Source organism: Tabrizicola sp. (assembly GCF_016792905.1).
In the GTDB taxonomy this organism is placed as follows: Bacteria; Pseudomonadota; Alphaproteobacteria; order Rhodobacterales; family Rhodobacteraceae; genus Tabrizicola.
In genome coordinates, this window is the sequence record NZ_JAEULP010000069.1 from 1 (window position 1) to 15,621 (window position 15,621).

General features: G+C 65.8%; 15 protein-coding genes. 5 read left to right on the plus strand and 10 right to left on the minus strand.

Translation table 11 applies throughout. From position 1 onward, the window contains the following. The 4 genes from JNL31_RS14510 to JNL31_RS14525 form a co-directional block, all read right to left on the minus strand. A partial coding sequence (locus tag JNL31_RS14510; RefSeq protein WP_294974596.1) for an ATP-binding cassette domain-containing protein occupies nt 1-247 on the minus strand: 247 nt, incomplete at its 3' end. Continuing rightward, nucleotides 244-1,254 (minus strand): ABC transporter permease, encoded by a 1,011-nt coding sequence (locus JNL31_RS14515; RefSeq protein ID WP_294974599.1) that lies wholly within the window; start codon nt 1,252-1,254, stop codon nt 244-246. The genes JNL31_RS14510 and JNL31_RS14515, both read right to left, overlap by 4 nt. A gap of 70 nt (nt 1,255-1,324) precedes the next feature. Then, nucleotides 1,325-2,290, minus strand: a complete 966-nt coding sequence (locus JNL31_RS14520; protein ID WP_294974602.1) for a substrate-binding domain-containing protein — start codon at nt 2,288-2,290, stop codon at nt 1,325-1,327. 103 nt (nt 2,291-2,393) lie between these two features. Next, nucleotides 2,394-3,413, minus strand: a complete 1,020-nt coding sequence (locus JNL31_RS14525; RefSeq protein ID WP_294974605.1) for a sterol desaturase family protein — start codon at nt 3,411-3,413, stop codon at nt 2,394-2,396. A 211-nt stretch (nt 3,414-3,624) separates the two neighbouring features. Here JNL31_RS14525 and JNL31_RS14530 point away from each other — a divergent pair, with 211 nt between their 5' ends. From JNL31_RS14530 to JNL31_RS14540, 3 genes are all read left to right on the plus strand, one after another. After that, nucleotides 3,625-4,728, plus strand: coding sequence for a LacI family DNA-binding transcriptional regulator (locus JNL31_RS14530; RefSeq protein ID WP_294974608.1), 1,104 nt, complete (start codon nt 3,625-3,627; stop codon nt 4,726-4,728). A 73-nt stretch (nt 4,729-4,801) separates the two neighbouring features. After that, nucleotides 4,802-5,776, plus strand: coding sequence for an aldo/keto reductase (locus JNL31_RS14535; protein ID WP_294974611.1), 975 nt, complete (start codon nt 4,802-4,804; stop codon nt 5,774-5,776). Further along, a complete protein-coding gene (locus JNL31_RS14540; RefSeq protein WP_294974614.1) occupies nt 5,773-6,459 on the plus strand; it encodes a creatininase family protein in 687 nt (228 codons plus the stop codon). Before JNL31_RS14535 ends, JNL31_RS14540 begins: the two co-directional genes overlap by 4 nt. Before the next feature lie 162 nt (nt 6,460-6,621). On the opposite strand, the gene JNL31_RS14545 is transcribed toward JNL31_RS14540, so the two are convergent. The 6 genes from JNL31_RS14545 to JNL31_RS14570 all read right to left on the minus strand — a co-directional run bounded on the left by JNL31_RS14545 (nt 6,622) and on the right by JNL31_RS14570 (nt 13,380). Next, nucleotides 6,622-7,422: an ATP-binding cassette domain-containing protein gene (locus JNL31_RS14545; protein WP_294974617.1), complete on the minus strand. Its 801-nt coding sequence runs from the start codon at nt 7,420-7,422 to the stop codon at nt 6,622-6,624. Then, the gene (locus tag JNL31_RS14550) at nt 7,415-8,284 is read right to left on the minus strand and encodes an ABC transporter ATP-binding protein (RefSeq protein WP_294974620.1); all 870 of its coding nucleotides are present in this window, start codon (nt 8,282-8,284) and stop codon (nt 7,415-7,417) included. The genes JNL31_RS14545 and JNL31_RS14550 overlap by 8 nt, the downstream gene beginning before the upstream one ends. After that, nucleotides 8,281-9,147, minus strand: coding sequence for an ABC transporter permease (locus JNL31_RS14555; RefSeq protein ID WP_294974622.1), 867 nt, complete (start codon nt 9,145-9,147; stop codon nt 8,281-8,283). Before JNL31_RS14555 ends, JNL31_RS14550 begins: the two co-directional genes overlap by 4 nt. Next, entirely contained in the window at nt 9,140-10,150 is a 1,011-nt protein-coding gene (locus JNL31_RS14560; protein WP_294974625.1) for an ABC transporter permease, read from the minus strand. The genes JNL31_RS14555 and JNL31_RS14560 overlap by 8 nt, the downstream gene beginning before the upstream one ends. Nucleotides 10,151-10,250: 100 nt before the next feature. Further along, a complete protein-coding gene (locus tag JNL31_RS14565) occupies nt 10,251-11,774 on the minus strand; it encodes an ABC transporter substrate-binding protein (RefSeq protein ID WP_294974628.1) in 1,524 nt (507 codons plus the stop codon). Nucleotides 11,775-11,811: 37 nt separating this feature from the next. Continuing rightward, the gene (locus tag JNL31_RS14570; protein WP_294974631.1) at nt 11,812-13,380 is read right to left on the minus strand and encodes an NAD(P)/FAD-dependent oxidoreductase; all 1,569 of its coding nucleotides are present in this window, start codon (nt 13,378-13,380) and stop codon (nt 11,812-11,814) included. Between the two features lie 107 nt (nt 13,381-13,487). Between JNL31_RS14570 and JNL31_RS14575 the strand changes: the two genes are divergently transcribed. Beyond that, nucleotides 13,488-15,095 (plus strand): NAD(P)/FAD-dependent oxidoreductase, encoded by a 1,608-nt coding sequence (locus JNL31_RS14575; protein ID WP_294974634.1) that lies wholly within the window; start codon nt 13,488-13,490, stop codon nt 15,093-15,095. Further along, complete coding sequence (locus JNL31_RS14580; protein WP_294974637.1) at nt 15,092-15,580, plus strand: MarR family transcriptional regulator; 489 nt, start codon at nt 15,092-15,094, stop codon at nt 15,578-15,580. Before JNL31_RS14575 ends, JNL31_RS14580 begins: the two co-directional genes overlap by 4 nt. The last annotated feature ends 41 nt before the right edge of the window (nt 15,581-15,621 follow it).

Genomic DNA, 15,621 nt, shown 5'->3' on the forward strand with positions numbered 1-15,621 from the left:
GGGGGGTGGGGAAGCTGGTGGCCGCGCCGTCCATCTCGATCCGGCCGGTGGTGGGCTGGTGCACGCCCGAGAGGATGAGGATCAGCGTCGACTTGCCCGCGCCGTTGTCGCCCAACAGGCAGAGCACCTCGCCCGCCCGGACTTCGAGGGTGATGTCGTGCAGCACGTCGATCGGGCCGAAGCTCTTGTTCACGCCCCGCAGGGCAAGGATCGGGGCCGCGCCGGACCCGTTCAGATGGCTGGTCATGCCGTTGCTCCCTTCTTCTTCGTCGTCGCCGACAGGGCCATCTTGCGGAACGTGTTGTTCATCAGGACAGCCACCAGAAGCATCACCCCGATGATCAGCGACGACAGGTTGCGGTCGAAGTCGGTGAAATAGATGCCCTGGTTGACGATGGCGAAGGTGATCGTGCCGAAGAAGATGCCGACCACGCTTCCGAACCCTCCGGTCAGCAGCACGCCCCCGACCACGACCGAAATGATGGTGTTGAAGATATAGCTCTGTCCTGCCGAAACCTGCGCCGAGTTGAACAGCAGCGTCTGGCACATGCCGACGAAGGCCGCAGAGACAGACGACAGAACGAAGAGACCAATGGTCAGCCGGTCGGTCGGGATCCCGGCATTGCGCGCCGAGCTCTTGTCGCCGCCAAGGGCGTAGACCCAGTTCCCCCAGGGGCTGATGTGCAGGAAATAGAAGAAGGCGGCGGTGAAGAGCAGCCACCAGACCACCAGCACCTGATAGGTGCCGCCGATGAAACTCCCGAACAGCGCCTTGGCCCAGGGCTCGATGTTCGGCATCGAGACCGAGGTGGAATTGGTCAGGATGATGGACAGGAACAGGACCAGCCCGGCGATGGCGAAAAGCGTGCCCATGGTGACGATCAGCGAGGGCACGTTGGTCCTGACCACGATGATCCCGTTGATCAGCCCGACCAGCAGCCCGAAGCCCAGCGTCACCACGATGCCGACGATCATCGGCAGCCCGTAGTAGCCCGAGACGATGGCGACGGTCATCGAGGCCGCCGGAACCATCGCGCCGATCGAGATGTCAAGTTCTCCGGCGATCATCAGGAAGCCCACCGGAACCGCGATGATGCCAAGGTTCGCCGCGACGTTCAGCCATGAGGCCACGCCCTGCGGCGACAGGAACAGGATGCCGCCGAAGATGGTGAAGAAGATGGCAACGAAGACCATGCCCAGAAACGCGCCCGCCTCGGGGCGACGCATCAGGCTTTGCAGTGACAGGTTTCCCATGGCGGCCCCCTTCGGTGCTTTGGGTCAGAGGAATGGGCCGGCCCGCCGGGTGGCAGGCTGGCCCGATGGATCAGCGCGTGCCCGCCGCCACGCCCGCAAGGGCGGCGTCGATGTTCGAGGCGTCGACGATGGCCGGACCGGTCAGCACCGGATCGGTGGCAATGTCGGTGCCCCAATCGATGGTCGCGGCCAGCATGGTCACGGCCAGGAACGATTGCAGATAGGGCTGCTGGTCAATGGCCATGAGCTGCTTGCCGGTCTTGATCCGGTCCAGGATCGAGGCGCTGAGATCGGTGGAACCCAGCTTGACCTTGTCGCCCACGCCCGCCTGTTCGATGGCCAGCGCGGCGGAATCGGTGACAGCGGCGGCCAGGGTGAAGACGGCGTCGATGGACGGGTCTTTCAGAAGCTCGGCCTTGATCGCCTCGGCAGTACCTGCGGCGTTGCCGTCAAGGTTGGCGGGCAGGGGCAGGCGGACGATCTCGGCGCCGTTGGCCTTGGCGCCTTCCTCAAGCCCGTTGCAGCGGGTTTCCAGGTTTACCGCGCCCGGCACCTGGATGACGCAGAGCATCTTCTTCGATCCGGCCTTGGCCAGGTATTCACCGCCCCGGACGCCCGCCAGCTTTTCGTCGGTGCCGAAGTAGTTGAAGGCGCCGATCTTGTCCTTGTCACCCTCGCCGCCGATGGTGTTGTAGAGCATGATCTTGATCCCGGCCTTGGCGGCCTCTTCCAGCGCAGGAACCTGGGCTTCCGGCACCCAGATCGGGATCGCAATGCCATCGACGCCCTGGCTGACCGCGGTGTTGATCAAGCCGACGAGGTCGGGGCCGAAGTTGTCATAGTTCGGCACGGTCAGGTAGGTGACGGTGCCGCCGTTCGCCTGGACGACCAGCGCCGCGTCATCGACACCCTTCTTGATCTTGTTGAAGAAGGCGTCCTGCGCCGAACCTGCGATGACGGCAAGATCGGCGGCAGAGGCTCCGGTCGCAACCAGTGCCGAGGTGGCCAGTGCCAGGCCAAGGGTCTTCAGTTTCATGGGGTTACTCCTCCTGTTGTCCGCCTTTTGGCGGGTCCCATGGTGTGTGGCACCAAGGTGCCATTGGCCGACGCGACCGGCTTCGGGCCGCGCCGGAAATCGGTCAGTTCGGGATGTTCCCGGCCTTGGCGTTCAGCCGGGCCTTCTTTTTCGCGAACCGCGCCTGCATCGCCGCGTCGCCGTCCTTGGTCCCGTCGTGCCAGGTGCCGAAGAGCCGGTCGAAGGGCATCAGCCCGTCCGAGTAGTTCACCTCGAAATACTTGTGGTGCAGGTAGTGGGCGTAGGCCTGCGTTTTGAAACCGCTGTCCTCGCCGGTCTCTATCTTGTCAAAGCCGATATGGCCGACGACCGCGCCCGTCCCGGTGACTTGCAGATGGTACAGGACCAGCAGGGGGTGCGAGGGCAGGACCAGATGGATCAGCACGTCGGACCAGTACAGGAGATGCTCGACCGGATGCATCGACAGGCTCGACCAGGGCGAGGGGTTGACCGAGTTGTGGTGGACCGAATGCACCCATTTGTAGAGCGGGCCCTGATGGATCAACCAGTGGATGCAGAAGAAATGCGTCTCGTGGATCATCGGGACGGCAAGACCAAGCAGGACCAGCGCCCAGGGGTGGGCCTCAAAGGTGGTCCAGGGACCCCAGCCGATGGCCCAAAGGTGCAGCATGACCACCTCATAGGCCGTCCAGATCGGGACGCCGGTGCCGAAGCTGCGTAGGATGTTGTCGAGGTTCTGGCTGCCGAACCAGAACACGTCCGACTTCCTGTCCGCCGGGAACAGGCCGTTGAACTTGAAACGGTTGCCCTGCGCCCGCTTGACATAGAGCCGAAGCTCCAGCGCGCCGTAGAGGACGAAGACAATGGCGGCGTTGCGGATCAGAAGGTAGGCGATCCAGTGCCAGTCATAGACGGCCAGCGTCTCTTTCGCCGGGGTGGCGTAGAACCACAGGACCGCGCCGAAGGCGAGGAACAGCAGGTTCCACGGCAGGAAGTAGCTGGGGATCCAGCTGATCAGCTTCAGCGGTCGCGGTGGCCAGACAAACAGCGGTGCGCCCTCCAGCCTGCCGTTCGGGCTGAAATCCCCGCGCTTGTTCCGTGTTCCGAACTTCAGATCATCCATGGTTCTTCGGCCTTGCGGGCCGCCCTTGTTTCTGCCGGTCGACAGGGGTGGGCATGACAGGACAGTCCCGCAGAACCTGATGGCTCTGCGACTGCGGCCTTCGCTGCCCGGAAGGGGTGGCGTCCGACGTGTTCCTGATGGCCTCCCGGGTCTCCCGAACCCTGGGTCAGAGTCATAGCAACGCTTGACAAAATGTCGCATGCAGCGTTGATTGAAATCCATCACGGCCTCTCCGGGCACCTGCAACTCCATGAAAAACCCGCAAAAGAAACCCGCATCGAAGATCACGATGTCCGACGTGGCCGCACTTGCCGGGGTTGGCAGCGCCACGGTGGACCGTGTGCTGAACGAGCGCGGCAATGTCAGCGATGACGTCCGCAAGCGCGTGCTTGCCGCCGCGCGCGAGCTGGGCTTGCGCCGCATCCTGCCGTCGTCGCATCACCGCCACGTCCGGGTGAACGTGATCCTGGCGCGGCCCGAACGCCCGCTGATCACCCGGATGGCGAATGAATTCCGCCGCCAGTCGCTGCGGCTGGACCGCACCATCTCGATCCACCGCACGCTTCTGAAGTACGAAAGCCCCGAGGCGATTTCCGAGGCGATGGGACGCGGCGGGTTCGACGCCATCATCGTGGATGCCCCTGACCATCCGCTGGTGCATGCCACCATCCGCGAGCTTGCCGCGCAGGGCCGTCCGGTCGTGACCATCATCTCCGACGTGCCGGAAACCGAACGGCTCGCCTATGCCGGGATCGACCACCACAAGGCCGGGCGCTCTGCTGCTTTCTTCATGGGACGTATGACCCCCGCCGCAAGCCGACCCGGCAAGGTCGTCGTCCTGTGCCACCATATCGGCTTTCAGGCCCATGCCGAGCGCATCCGGGGCCTGACCGACCAGCTGCTGGCCGCGGCCCCGCATCTGGAGCTGGCCGAGATCGTCCGGGGCGGCGACGATCCGCATGTGTCCGAGATGAAGCTCAAGGACGCCTTCCGCCGCCACCCCGAAACGACCGGCATCTACAATGCGGGCGCTGGCAACCGGGGCGTGGTGGCGGCGATGCGCGCGGGCATCCTGCCGCGCCCGCCGATCTTTATCGGCCATGAACTGACCGCCTTCACCTGGGCCAGCCTGCGTGACGGCTCGATGACGCTGACCATCGACCAGAGCCCGGAACTTCAGGTGCAGCACGCGCTGGAAGTGCTGATGAGCCACTTCGGCTTCGAAAGCGCCGGACATGCCGAGCCGCCCTATGTCTCGACTGTGCCGTTCGTGATCTACGGGCCGCAAAACCTGCCCGACCAACAGCCCGCCTGATCGAAACCCATCACCGCCGCGCTTTGGTCCAATCCCCTCTGCACCGTATTCCCTGCGCCATAGGGAGCGCGCCATGCAGTATCGGGACTTTGGACGGACGGGCTGGAAGGTGTCCGAGATCGGCTTCGGCGCCTGGCAGATCGGCGGGCAATGGGGCAGGGTGGACGACGCCGCCTCGATCCGCACCCTGCTGCATGCGTTCGACAAGGGCATCAACTTCGTCGACACTGCCGAGCTTTACGGCGCAGGCCATTCCGAGACAGTGATCGGCCAGGCCCTGCGGCAGTGGCGCGGCGACAAAGTCTACGTCGCGACCAAGGCGCAGCCGACGGTCTGGCCCGCCCCCGATGATCCTGCTCCGCCAGTGCGGGGCCGGTTCCCCGACTGGCATCTCCGCGCGAATGTCGAGGCCTCGCTGCGAAGGCTGGGGGTGGAGCGGATCGACCTCTATCAGCTGCATTCCTGGGGCCCGCGCGGCCATGTCGAGCTCGATTGGCTGGAAACCCTCAACGACCTACGGACCGAGGGCAAGATCGACCAGATCGGCATCAGCTTGCGTGACAACCAGCCGGGCGAAGGTGTGGCGGCCGCACGGTTGGGGCTGGTGGCCAGCCAGCATGTGATCTTCAACCTCTTTGAACAGCCCCCGCGCGACGCACTGTTCCCGGCGGCGAAAGCGAGCGGCACCGCGATCATCGCCCGCGTGCCGCTCGATTCCGGCTCGCTGGTCGGGACCTGGACCGAGGGCAGCTATACCGCGTTCGAAGCCGGCAGCCAGCCGCACCAGATGTTCAGGGGCGACCGTTTCGATCAGACCCTGCGGCGGGTCGAGGCGCTGAAGGCCGACGTGGCACCCTTCTACCCCTCGCTCGCCGAGGCCGCGATGCGCTTTGTGCTTGCCCATGACGCAGTCAGCCTGCTGATCCCGGGCATGCAGACGCCCGAGGAGGTGGACATGAACATCCGCTACAGCGACGGTGCAGCATTCCCGAAGGCCTTGATGGACCGCGTGCCGCACCACGCCTGGGTAAGGAACTTCTACCGATGATCCGGCAGATCGAACGCCTGCGCCCGCACCAGATCGAGACCGTGCTGGCCGAACGGTCGCTGATCTACCTGCCCCTCGGCACGATCGAGTGGCACTGCCATCACCTTCCGGTCGGGCTTGACGCCCTGACGGCCCACGGTCTGTGTCTGCGCGCGGCCGAACGAACCGGTGGGCTGGTGTGGCCGGCGCTTTACTACGGCACCGGCGGCGACCATGGGGACTTCCCATGGACCGTGATGATGCCGGACACCGCCGAAATCGAGACCCTGCTGACATTCACCCTGCGCCGCCTTTGCGATCTTGGTGTGAAAGAGGCTGTCCTGTTCTCCGGGCATTTTGCCGATACCCAGTTGGAGATGATCGACCGGATCGCGGAGAACTGGAATGCAATGGGTCGGCAACCGTCCGCGAAGGCGCTGGCGGTCAATGGAGCGAGCGTCCCAGACTTCCCGCCCGATCACGCCGGACCGTTTGAAACCACCCTTGTTGATGGCGTGGAGCCTGGACTCTCGGACCTTGGCCGGTTGTCGACGGATTCCGATCTTGCCCCCCGCTTCCACCCTGGCTCACCGCTATGGGGCATCGTTGGCGCAGACCCGCGGCAAGCGGCGGTCATGGAACCGGCATCGCTGGTCCAGGTGATCACCGACTGGGTGGAACGTGAAGTCGGCGTGCGAGGCTAGCGGACGGCGGGCGTCGCACGCGTTGAAACTGCGCCGCGATGCGCCTTGGGGATTGAGCGTCGCGTGGTCAATCACGCCCTCGGCCCTCCAGGCCGTGCCGGTCAGGAAGCAGAGCTTGCGACCGGGCCATGCGTCCGTTCCCCTCGTGAGGACCGCGGGGCCCTATGACCATACCTGGGTCGGATCGGGCAGAGGGATCGCGTCCAGAAGTTCGCGCGTGTAGGCAGCCTGAGGGTCCGTGAAGAGGTCGGCGGTGGGTCGGTCCTCGACGATCTCGCCCCGGAAGAGGACGATGGTCCTCTGGCAGAGACGCCGGATCACGCTGAGGTCGTGGCTGATGAAGGCAAGCGTCAGGCCCAGGTCTCGGACCAGTTGCTCCAGCAGGTTCAGCACCTGCGCCTGGGACGAGACGTCGAGCCCCGAAACGATCTCGTCCGCCAAAATGAAGTCGGGTTCCAGCGCGATGGCGCGGGCGATGCCGATGCGTTGGCGCTGGCCACCGGACAGCTCGTGCGGGTAGCGGGCGACGAAGCTGCGGGCCAGGCCGACCTGGTCCAGCGCGCGGGCCACGCGCTCGGGGATCGCGTCGAAACCGTGGAGGCGCAGCGGCTCGGCGATGATGGTGCCGACGCGGTGGCGCGGGTTCAAGGATGACATCGGGTCCTGGAAGATCATCTGGAACCGCCGCCGGAACGGGCGCAGATCACGCTCCGGCAGATGGGTGATGTCCGCCCCGTCGAAATGGATCGCCCCACCCGAGGGTTCCAGTAGCCGCACCAGCGCCCGGCCGAGGGTGGATTTGCCGGAACCGGAGCCGCCTACGATGCCCACCACGGCGCCTTTCGGGATGGTGAAGGTCAGGTCACGCAGGATATCGATCTGCGGGGCGGCGCCCATGAGCGGCTTCGCGGTCATGTCGGAAAGCGACAGGCGCAGGTTCCGGACCGTGTAGAGATCAGCCATGCGCCTGGCCCCTGTCGAAAGCGGCCACCTCGGCCTGGACGGTGGCGATCACCACCTCGGGTACCGGGGTCAGTCCGGCGGAGGGATCGGTGTATTTCGGCGTCGCGGCCAACAAGGCGGCGGAATAGGCATGGCGGGGCGCGGCGTAGAAATCGGCGACCGAGGTGTCCTCGACGACCATCCCGGCGTAAAGCACCGAAAGCTTCTGGCAGACCTTGGACACGACCCCCAGGTCATGCGTCACGAACAGAAGCGCCGTGCCGTGGCGGGCCTGCATCCCCGCGATCAGCTTCAGGATCTGCTTCTGCACCGTCACGTCTAGCGCCGTGGTGGGTTCGTCGGCCACGATCAGCTTTGGTTCGGCGGCAAAGGCGCTGGCGATCAGGATGCGCTGGCGCATCCCGCCCGACAGCTCGTGCGGATAGGAGCGCAGCACCCGGTCTGGATCGGCAATCTGCACCTCGGCCAGCAGGTTGCGCGCGCGGGCGTCGGCATCGGCACGGGTCCAGCCCAGGATGTCGACCAGGCGATCGGTGATCTGCGGGCCGATCCGGTGGCTGGGGTTCAGCGCGGTCAGCGGGTCCTGCGGGATCAGCGCGGCCAAGGCACCGATCCTGCGGCGACGCTGGGCCTGGGGCAGGGTCAGGAGGTCAATGCCGTCCAGAAGGATTTCGCCCTCCGTCACCTCGACCGAGGGCGGCAGGATGCCAAGGACGGCCTTGCCGATCATCGACTTGCCCGCGCCGGATTCGCCGACCAGCCCGCGAACCTCGCCCGCGGCCACGTCCAGCGAGACGCGGCGGAGAAGAGGAGGGCCCTTCTTCAGGCGGACCGAAAGGTTGCGGATGGACAGGAAGCTCATCGCAGCACCGGATCGAAGCGGTCCTTCAAACCCTCGCCCAGCTGGGAGAAGGAGAGAACGGTGAGGAACAGCGTGATCAGTGGGAAGACCAGCACCCACCAGGCCTGGTGGACCGAGGTCCGCCCCTCCGCGATCATGCCGCCCCAGGTGGGGTCGTCGGTCGAGATCGACAGGTTCACGAAGCTCAGGATCGCCTCGACGATGACGGCGATGCCCATTTCCAGCGTCAGGAGGACGACGATGGTGGGCAGGACGTTGGGCAGGATTTCGCGGACCATCGTCCCGATCCGCCCGCGCCCGGCCACGCGGGCCGAGGCGACGTAGTCCATCGCACCCTGCGTCATCGCCTCGGCGCGGACGACGCGGGCGAAGCGGGTCCAGTCGATGACGACGATGGCGATGATGATCGACATCAGGCCGGGGCCGAGGACGGCGATGAGAAGGATCGAGAACAGGACCGGCGGGAAGGCCATCCAGATGTCGATCAGGCGCGAGATCACAATGTCGACCCAGCCGCGCAGGAACCCGGCCATCAGGCCCAACGTGGCGCCGACCAGGCAGGTGATCGTGCCCGCGACGAGGGCAACGGTCAGCGCCACCCGTGCGCCGTGGATAATGCGGGACAGGACATCGCGGCCCAGCGAGTCAGTGCCGAGCCAGTAGCCCGGCTCGGCACCCTGAACCCAGGCGGGGGGCAGGCGGCCGAGGAACAGGTCCTGTGCCAAGGGGTCCTTCGGCGCAATCCAGGGGGCGAGGAGCGCCACCGCACAGAGCACCGCCAGCCACCCCGCGGAAAGCCAGAGCCGCAGCCCCGCCCGGCGGCGGATCATCGAACGACCGTCGATGGCCTTTGCATCAACCATGGCGCAGCCTCGGGTTCAGCACGGTGTAGAGGAGGTCGACGATCAGGTTCACGGCGGTGAAGATCACCGCGAACAGGAGCACGATGCCCTGGATCAGCGGCAGGTCGCGGTTGATCACCGCGTCGATGGCCATGTTGCCAAGGCCTTCGTAGGAGAAGAGCCGCTCGATGATCACGGTGCCGCCGATCAGGAAGGTGAACTGCACACCAACCAGCGTCAGCGTCGGCAGGGCGGCGTTGCGCAAGGCCTCGCGCAGGATCACCCGGCTTTCGCCATAGCCCTTGGTGCGGGCGAGCGTGACGTAGTCGAGGTTCATCGTCTCCTTCAGCGACTGTTTCAGGAGCTGCCCGGTGATTGCAGCCAGCGGAATCGCCAGCGCAAGGGCGGGCATGAACATATGTGCGACGATGTCGGCCCAGAGGTCGAAGCGCAGCCGGATCAGGCTTTCGAACAGATAGAAACTGGTGGTGAAGGGCAGATCCAGCGAGGGCGTCACGCGGCCCGAGATGTGGAAGATTGGCACCAGCACTCCGAAGAGCAGGATCAGGATGAGGCCCCACAGGAAATCGGGCACCGACAGCGCCATGCCGTTGGCCACGTCGATGGCGCCTTCGGTCCGCCCTCCGCGAAAGCGGGTGCCGGTCAGCGCCGCCGCCCCGCCTAGCAGGCAGGCGATGACCAGCGCCATGATCGACAGCTCCAGCGTTGCGGGCAGGCGCCCCAGCACCAGCGCCAGCACCGGCTGCCGCGTGGTGATCGAGGTGCCGAAGTCACCCTGCACCACGCCCGCGACCCAGATTCCGAACTGCGCGACCAGCGGCTTGTCCAGACCGTAAAGGGCCGACAGCCGGGCGATGTCGGCCTCGGTCGCTCCTGGGGGCAGCATCATCGCAATCGGGTTCCCCGGCACCACGCGGATGACGAAGAACACGATCACCGCCACCCCCGCAAGCGTGATGCCGGTGGTCAGAAGTCGCAGGACCAGAATGCGCAGGAACGGCATGGGCACCGACGGGGACGACCGCCCCTTCATTTTCTGTCTTCAAATATCCTGCGGGGGGTCCGGGGGGCGCAAGCCCCCCCGGGGTTCCGCAAGCGCGACCTTAGGCACGCTTCATGAGGTGCGGCAACAACGCGCCCGAGGCATGCGGCGTTACCACCACGCCCGGGGCGTGCAGGATCGGCTGGACGTATTGCAGAAGCGGGATCACCAGCGCGTTGTCGGCGATGTACTTGTCCACCGCCTTCCAGCCCGCGATGCGCTTGGCCTCGTCCGCCTCGCCCCAGAGCGGCCCGATCATGTCGATCAGGTCCTGCCCGTCCCACACCGAATGCGGGCTGGGGCCGAACATCGCGAAGCCGGTCGAAGTGGTCGGGTCGCCCACCGAATTGCCCCAGTTGTAGAAGGCGGCCGGGGCCAGCTGGTCGGCGGCGCGCAACTCGTAGTGCTTGGCGATCTCGTAGACCTCGATCTCGGCCTCGATCCCGACCTTGCGCCACAACCCGACGATGGCCTGCACCATTTCATAGTCCTTGGGCTTGAATCCCTTGGTGGTCTGAATCTTGAACTTCACCGGATTGTCGGCGCTGAAGCCCGAGGCAGCCAGCAGCTCCACCGCCTTCGCTTCGTCATAGGGGACGGTGATCGAGGGATCGTAGGCCTCGTATTCCGGCGTTTGCAGCGTGTCGATCTTGACACCGTAGCCGGACAGAAGCCGGTCGATGATCGCCTGCTTGTCGATCGCATGGGCGGCGGCCTTGCGGACGTTGGGGTCCAGCATGACGTCGATGTCGTTCAGGAAGATCATGCCGATGTCGCTGATCGGCGTCGCGATCCCGGCCAGCGGCCCGCCCTTCAGCCGGTCGTATTCCTCGTAGGGCATTTCGAGCGTGACATGGCTGTTCCCGGATTCCACCTCGGCCACCCGGGCGGCGGAGTCGGGCACGAACTTGATCGTCACCGTGTCGAAGTCGGGCTTGCCGCCCCAGTAGTTCGCGTTGGCCTTCAGTCGGACGAAGGCGTTCCTCTCGAACTTCTCGACCATGTAGGGGCCGGTGCCGATGGGCGCGGCCTCGAAGCCTTCGGCGCCGACCTTCTCGTAGTAGGCCTTGGGCAGGACGTAGCCCGTGAGGAAGTACATCCACTTGAAGATCGTCGGGTCGAATTGGGCCACATCGGCAATGACCTTGTTGCCCTCGACCCGGTGGTTCGCCAGCGTTCCCCAGACGAACTGGATCGGGCTGCCGGTTTCGGGCTTGGCCACGCGGGCAAGGCTCCAGGCCACGTCCTCGGCGGTAAAGGGCGACCCGTCATGCCAGGTCACGCCTTCGCGCACTGTCATCCAGACCTGTTTCTTGTCGTCGCTCCAGCCCCATTCGGTGAGAAGGCCGGGGGCGGGCGACAGGTCGGGCTGTTGCAGGATGTACTGGTCGAAGACCGACTGGTAGATGCCCTGGATCGTCGGGTTCACCGCGCTGGGGCCGACGGTCGGGTCCCACGAAGGAAGGTTGACGTTGTAGGCGATGACCAGCTCGTCGATGGCCTGGGCAAAACTGGGCAGGCCGAAGCTGCCTGCGGCCACCGTGGCGGCTGACAGCATCAGAAGGCTGCGGCGGTTGAGGTTCATGGTCGTTTTCCCTGTTGATGGTTCTTGTCAGTCGTCGTCAGTTTCCGGCGAGTTTCCGCGCCAAAAGGAATCCCGGTCCCGCCCCCGTTCCCGCGCCAGGCCAGACGGCGGCTCCGGTCAGGTAAAGGTTGGCTAGCGGAGTCGAGCCGTCGGCATGGCCGCGCGCGGGTCGGTAGAGGAAGTGCTGCGACAGGTGGTGGCTGCCGCAAACCTGGTCGCCACCGACGAGGTTGGGGTTGTCCGCCTCCAATTCTACCGGCGTGACGATGCGGCGGGCGAGGATCTTGGCACGGGTGCCGGGGGCGTGGGCTTCAAGAATCGACAGCGCCCGCTCCGCGAAGGGCTCGGCGGCGTCTGTCCAGTCGATCGCGGCGATCTCGCCCTTCGCGTCGCCTGCGATGCTGCCGGGGGCCATGCGCACCTGCACCCAGAGGACATGTTTGCCCTCTGGCGCGCGGGAGGGGTCGAAGGCAGCGGGCTGGCCCACGACGAGGATCGGCTCATCCGGCAGAAGGCCGGCCTCGGCCTGCTGGTAGGTCCGCGCCATCTGGTCGAGGCTGGGGGCGAGGTGGACATAGGCGAACCGCTTCAACTGGTCACCCGCGCGCCAGTCGGGCAGGGCGTCCATCGCCAGGTGAATCATCATGGTGCCCGGCGCGTGGCGGTAGTTGTCCATCGCACGGTCGAAGGCGGGTGCCGTGTCGCCGGTCAGCCTGCGCAGGCCCTTCGGCGAGGTGCCCGCAATCACCGCACGGGAGGCGAGGATCTGGCGGCCGTCGGAAAGTTCGATGCCAGTCGCGCGATTGCCCTCGCGCAGGATGCGGGCGGCCGGGGCACCGGTTTCAACGCTGCCGCCGCGCGCGGTGATGGCGGCGGTCATCGCCCTGACGACGGTATCGGCGCCGCCCTTGCCGATTGCCATGCCGAAGGCCTGCCCCGCCATCCCCTCCAGATAGGGGAACATCGCACCGCCCGCGACATCCGGGGCGAAGTCGAGGTGCATCCCCCATGCACCCAGAAGCGCGCGGATGTGGGGATGGCGGAAAGTTTCCTCCAGCCAGGCGCGCGGCGAAGACAGGAGGAACCGCCCGAAATCCAGCGACCCGGCGACACCCTTGGCACGCAGTGTTTTAAACCCGAAATATGCAAGCGCACGAATTCGCATTTCCGAGCCGAGAAGCCCGAAAAGATGCGGAGCCTCATGCCCGAAGTTGCTGGCCAGACCCTGCCAGACCTCGGCATCGACCGGAGAAAGCGCGCGGAAGGCGGCCAGGGTTTCGTCGCCCACAGTCGAGACGCCCGCCCAGCTTCCATCCGGAAACGATGAGGCGAAAGGGCGATCGACTGGCACGAACTCGCAGCCATGGCGGCCAAGCTCGGCCCCGTAGGCCTTGAAAAACGGACTTCCAGCAAACAGCGACAGGTTCATCGCCGCCCAGTCGTGCCGGAAGCCGGGAAGGGTATACTCGCCGGTCTTCACCGCGCCGCCGACTATGGCAGCCTGTTCGAAAACGCCGACCCGCCAGCCTTTCGCTGACAGGTGCAGCGCGGCCGCCAGCGTATTGTGGCCCGCCCCGATCAGGACTGCGTCGAACCGTTCAGCCATGCTTCCCCGCCTGGATGATCCGCAGATATTTGCAAATGCATTTTAATATGTCTAGCATGATTCACAGAGCGCCTGGAAACGCCCGGTGCAGCCCGAGACAGCACGAAGTGGAAGAGAACGATGATTTCAACACGCGCCGGGATCTGAGCATGTGCCCCGACCATGTCATCATCGGCAGCGGGATCAATGCGCTAGTTGCGGGGGCGATGCTGTCGCTGAAAGGCGACCGCGTGCTGCTCCTTGAACGCGAGGAGGTTCCGGGCGGCTGCCTGCGCACCGAAGAGATCACGCTGCCCGGCTTCCGGCATGACGTGATGGCGGCGACATGGGTCCTGTTCATGACCTCGCCCGCCGGCGCGGCGCTCGGGCCGCACCTCGCCCGGCACGGCTTCGACTATTGCCATACGCCGCACCCGACGGCGGTATTGCGCCCCGACGGGCAGGCGCTGGTGCTGACGACCGACCGGGCGAAGAACATCGCGGCCTTCGACGCGCTGGCGGCGGGCGACGGTGCCGCCCATGCCCGCGACGTCGGCGGGGTCGAGGCCGATGCGCCGTTCCTCTTCGCGCTGCTCGGGGGGGCGCTCTGGTCGTGGCCCACAGTGAAACTGATGTGGGGCCAGGTCCGCAAGCGGGGTCTGCGCGGGCTTGCCGCCTGGTTCGGCCGCGCGCTGGTTCCGGCGCGGGGCTGGCTGGAGACGACCTATGCTTCGCCCCTGGTCCAGGCGCTATATGCGCCCTGGGTCCTACACTGCGGGTTGACGCCGGAAAGCACCTACTCCGGCCAGATGGGCAAGGTCATCGCCTTCGCCCTGGAAGCGGCGGGAGCCCCAATTGTGAAGGGCGGGTCGGGCGCAGGGGTCGCCGCCTTCCGCGCGCTGATCGAGGCGAAGGGTGGCGAAATCCGCTGCGGGGCCGAGGTCGACCGCATTCTTGTCCGCGAAGGCAAGGTGCGCGGGGTGGCGCTCGCCTCGGGGGAAGAGATTGCCTGTGCGTCGGTACTTGCCTCGGTCGCTCCGGGCCAGTTGCAGGACCGTCTTCTGCGCGAGGCGAACCTGCCCGAGGACAGGGCCGCCGCGAAAGCCTTCCGCCACGGGCGCGGGAATTTCCAGTTGCACTATGCGCTTGACCGCCCGCCAGAATGGCTGGCGTCGGGCCTTGATGACGTGGCACTGATCCATCTGGCGGACGGCATCGACAGCGTCTCGAAATCCGCCAACGAGGCCGAGCGGGGGATGCTACCGGCCACCCCCACGATCTGCGTGGGCCAGCCGCACCGGCTCGATCCGTCACGCTGCCCTGAGGGCAAGGCGATCCTCTGGCTGCAGATTCCCGATGCACCGCGCGCGGTGAAGGGCGACGCCGCGGGCCAGATAACCACGGACGGTAGCTGGTCCGAAGCCACGCGCGATGCCTTCGCCGACCGGATCGAGGGCATCCTGAAGCAGCACATCCGCGACTTCGACGCTATCAAGCTTGCCCGCCGCGCCTATTCGCCCGCCGATCTTGAAGCGATGAATGCCAACCTTGTCGGCGGCGACCCCTATGGCGGGCTTTGCACGATCGACCAGTTCTTCCTCTTCCGACCTTATCCGCATTCGACGAACGGCAGGGGTCTCGTGCGCGGGCTGATCCATATCGGCGCTTCCACCCATCCCGGACCAGGTCTTGGTGGCGGTTCGGGGTTCCTCGCAGCAAAGCGGCTTGGCGCATGACGGATCAGTCCGCCCCAGCGACGCCGCCGCAAAGCTTGCCCCGTCTGGGAGAGATTGGGCTAAGCAACTATGTGCCCTACCTGATGAACCGGATCATGGGTCGCTACAACGCCAGCCTGCGCGAGGAAATGGCGGCACTGGGCCTCACCACGCCGAAGATGCGAACCCTTGCGGTCCTGTCCGTGATCGAGGGACCCCTGATCCGCGAGCTGGCGGTCTATTCTGTCGTGGAGCAGTCGACGCTGTCCCGCGCCCTCGATCAGCTTGCCGCAGAGGGGTTGATCCGGCGCGAGGCCGACGCAAGCGACAGCCGCGCCACGCGGATCTTCATCACTGCCGCCGGCCGTGCGGCCTTCGAAATCCTCTGGCCAAAGATGGCCGAGGCCCACGCCCGCATGTTTCGCGGAATATCTACCGAAGAGCGAAGGGTCTTCGTCGGAACGTTGCAGAAGATGCTCTCCAACATCCGCAAGCACGAGATTTGAGGGCTGGCAGACAGGTGCTGTCTTCGCATTCGAGCCGGAAT

What these genes read in the sequence shown, in the direction of transcription:
- JNL31_RS14515 (WP_294974599.1), bottom strand. Translation starts at nt 1,254, where the DNA reads ATGGGAAACCTGTCACTGCAAAGCCTGATGCGTCGCCCCGAGGCGGGC.
- JNL31_RS14520 (WP_294974602.1), bottom strand. Translation starts at nt 2,290, where the DNA reads ATGAAACTGAAGACCCTTGGCCTGGCACTGGCCACCTCGGCACTGGTT.
- JNL31_RS14525 (WP_294974605.1), bottom strand. Translation starts at nt 3,413, where the DNA reads ATGGATGATCTGAAGTTCGGAACACGGAACAAGCGCGGGGATTTCAGC.
- JNL31_RS14535 (WP_294974611.1), top strand. Translation starts at nt 4,802, where the DNA reads ATGCAGTATCGGGACTTTGGACGGACGGGCTGGAAGGTGTCCGAGATC.
- JNL31_RS14540 (WP_294974614.1), top strand. Translation starts at nt 5,773, where the DNA reads ATGATCCGGCAGATCGAACGCCTGCGCCCGCACCAGATCGAGACCGTG.
- JNL31_RS14545 (WP_294974617.1), bottom strand. Translation starts at nt 7,422, where the DNA reads ATGGCTGATCTCTACACGGTCCGGAACCTGCGCCTGTCGCTTTCCGAC.
- JNL31_RS14550 (WP_294974620.1), bottom strand. Translation starts at nt 8,284, where the DNA reads ATGAGCTTCCTGTCCATCCGCAACCTTTCGGTCCGCCTGAAGAAGGGC.
- JNL31_RS14555 (WP_294974622.1), bottom strand. Translation starts at nt 9,147, where the DNA reads ATGGTTGATGCAAAGGCCATCGACGGTCGTTCGATGATCCGCCGCCGG.
- JNL31_RS14560 (WP_294974625.1), bottom strand. Translation starts at nt 10,150, where the DNA reads ATGCCGTTCCTGCGCATTCTGGTCCTGCGACTTCTGACCACCGGCATC.
- JNL31_RS14565 (WP_294974628.1), bottom strand. Translation starts at nt 11,774, where the DNA reads ATGAACCTCAACCGCCGCAGCCTTCTGATGCTGTCAGCCGCCACGGTG.
- JNL31_RS14570 (WP_294974631.1), bottom strand. Translation starts at nt 13,380, where the DNA reads ATGGCTGAACGGTTCGACGCAGTCCTGATCGGGGCGGGCCACAATACG.
- JNL31_RS14580 (WP_294974637.1), top strand. Translation starts at nt 15,092, where the DNA reads ATGACGGATCAGTCCGCCCCAGCGACGCCGCCGCAAAGCTTGCCCCGT.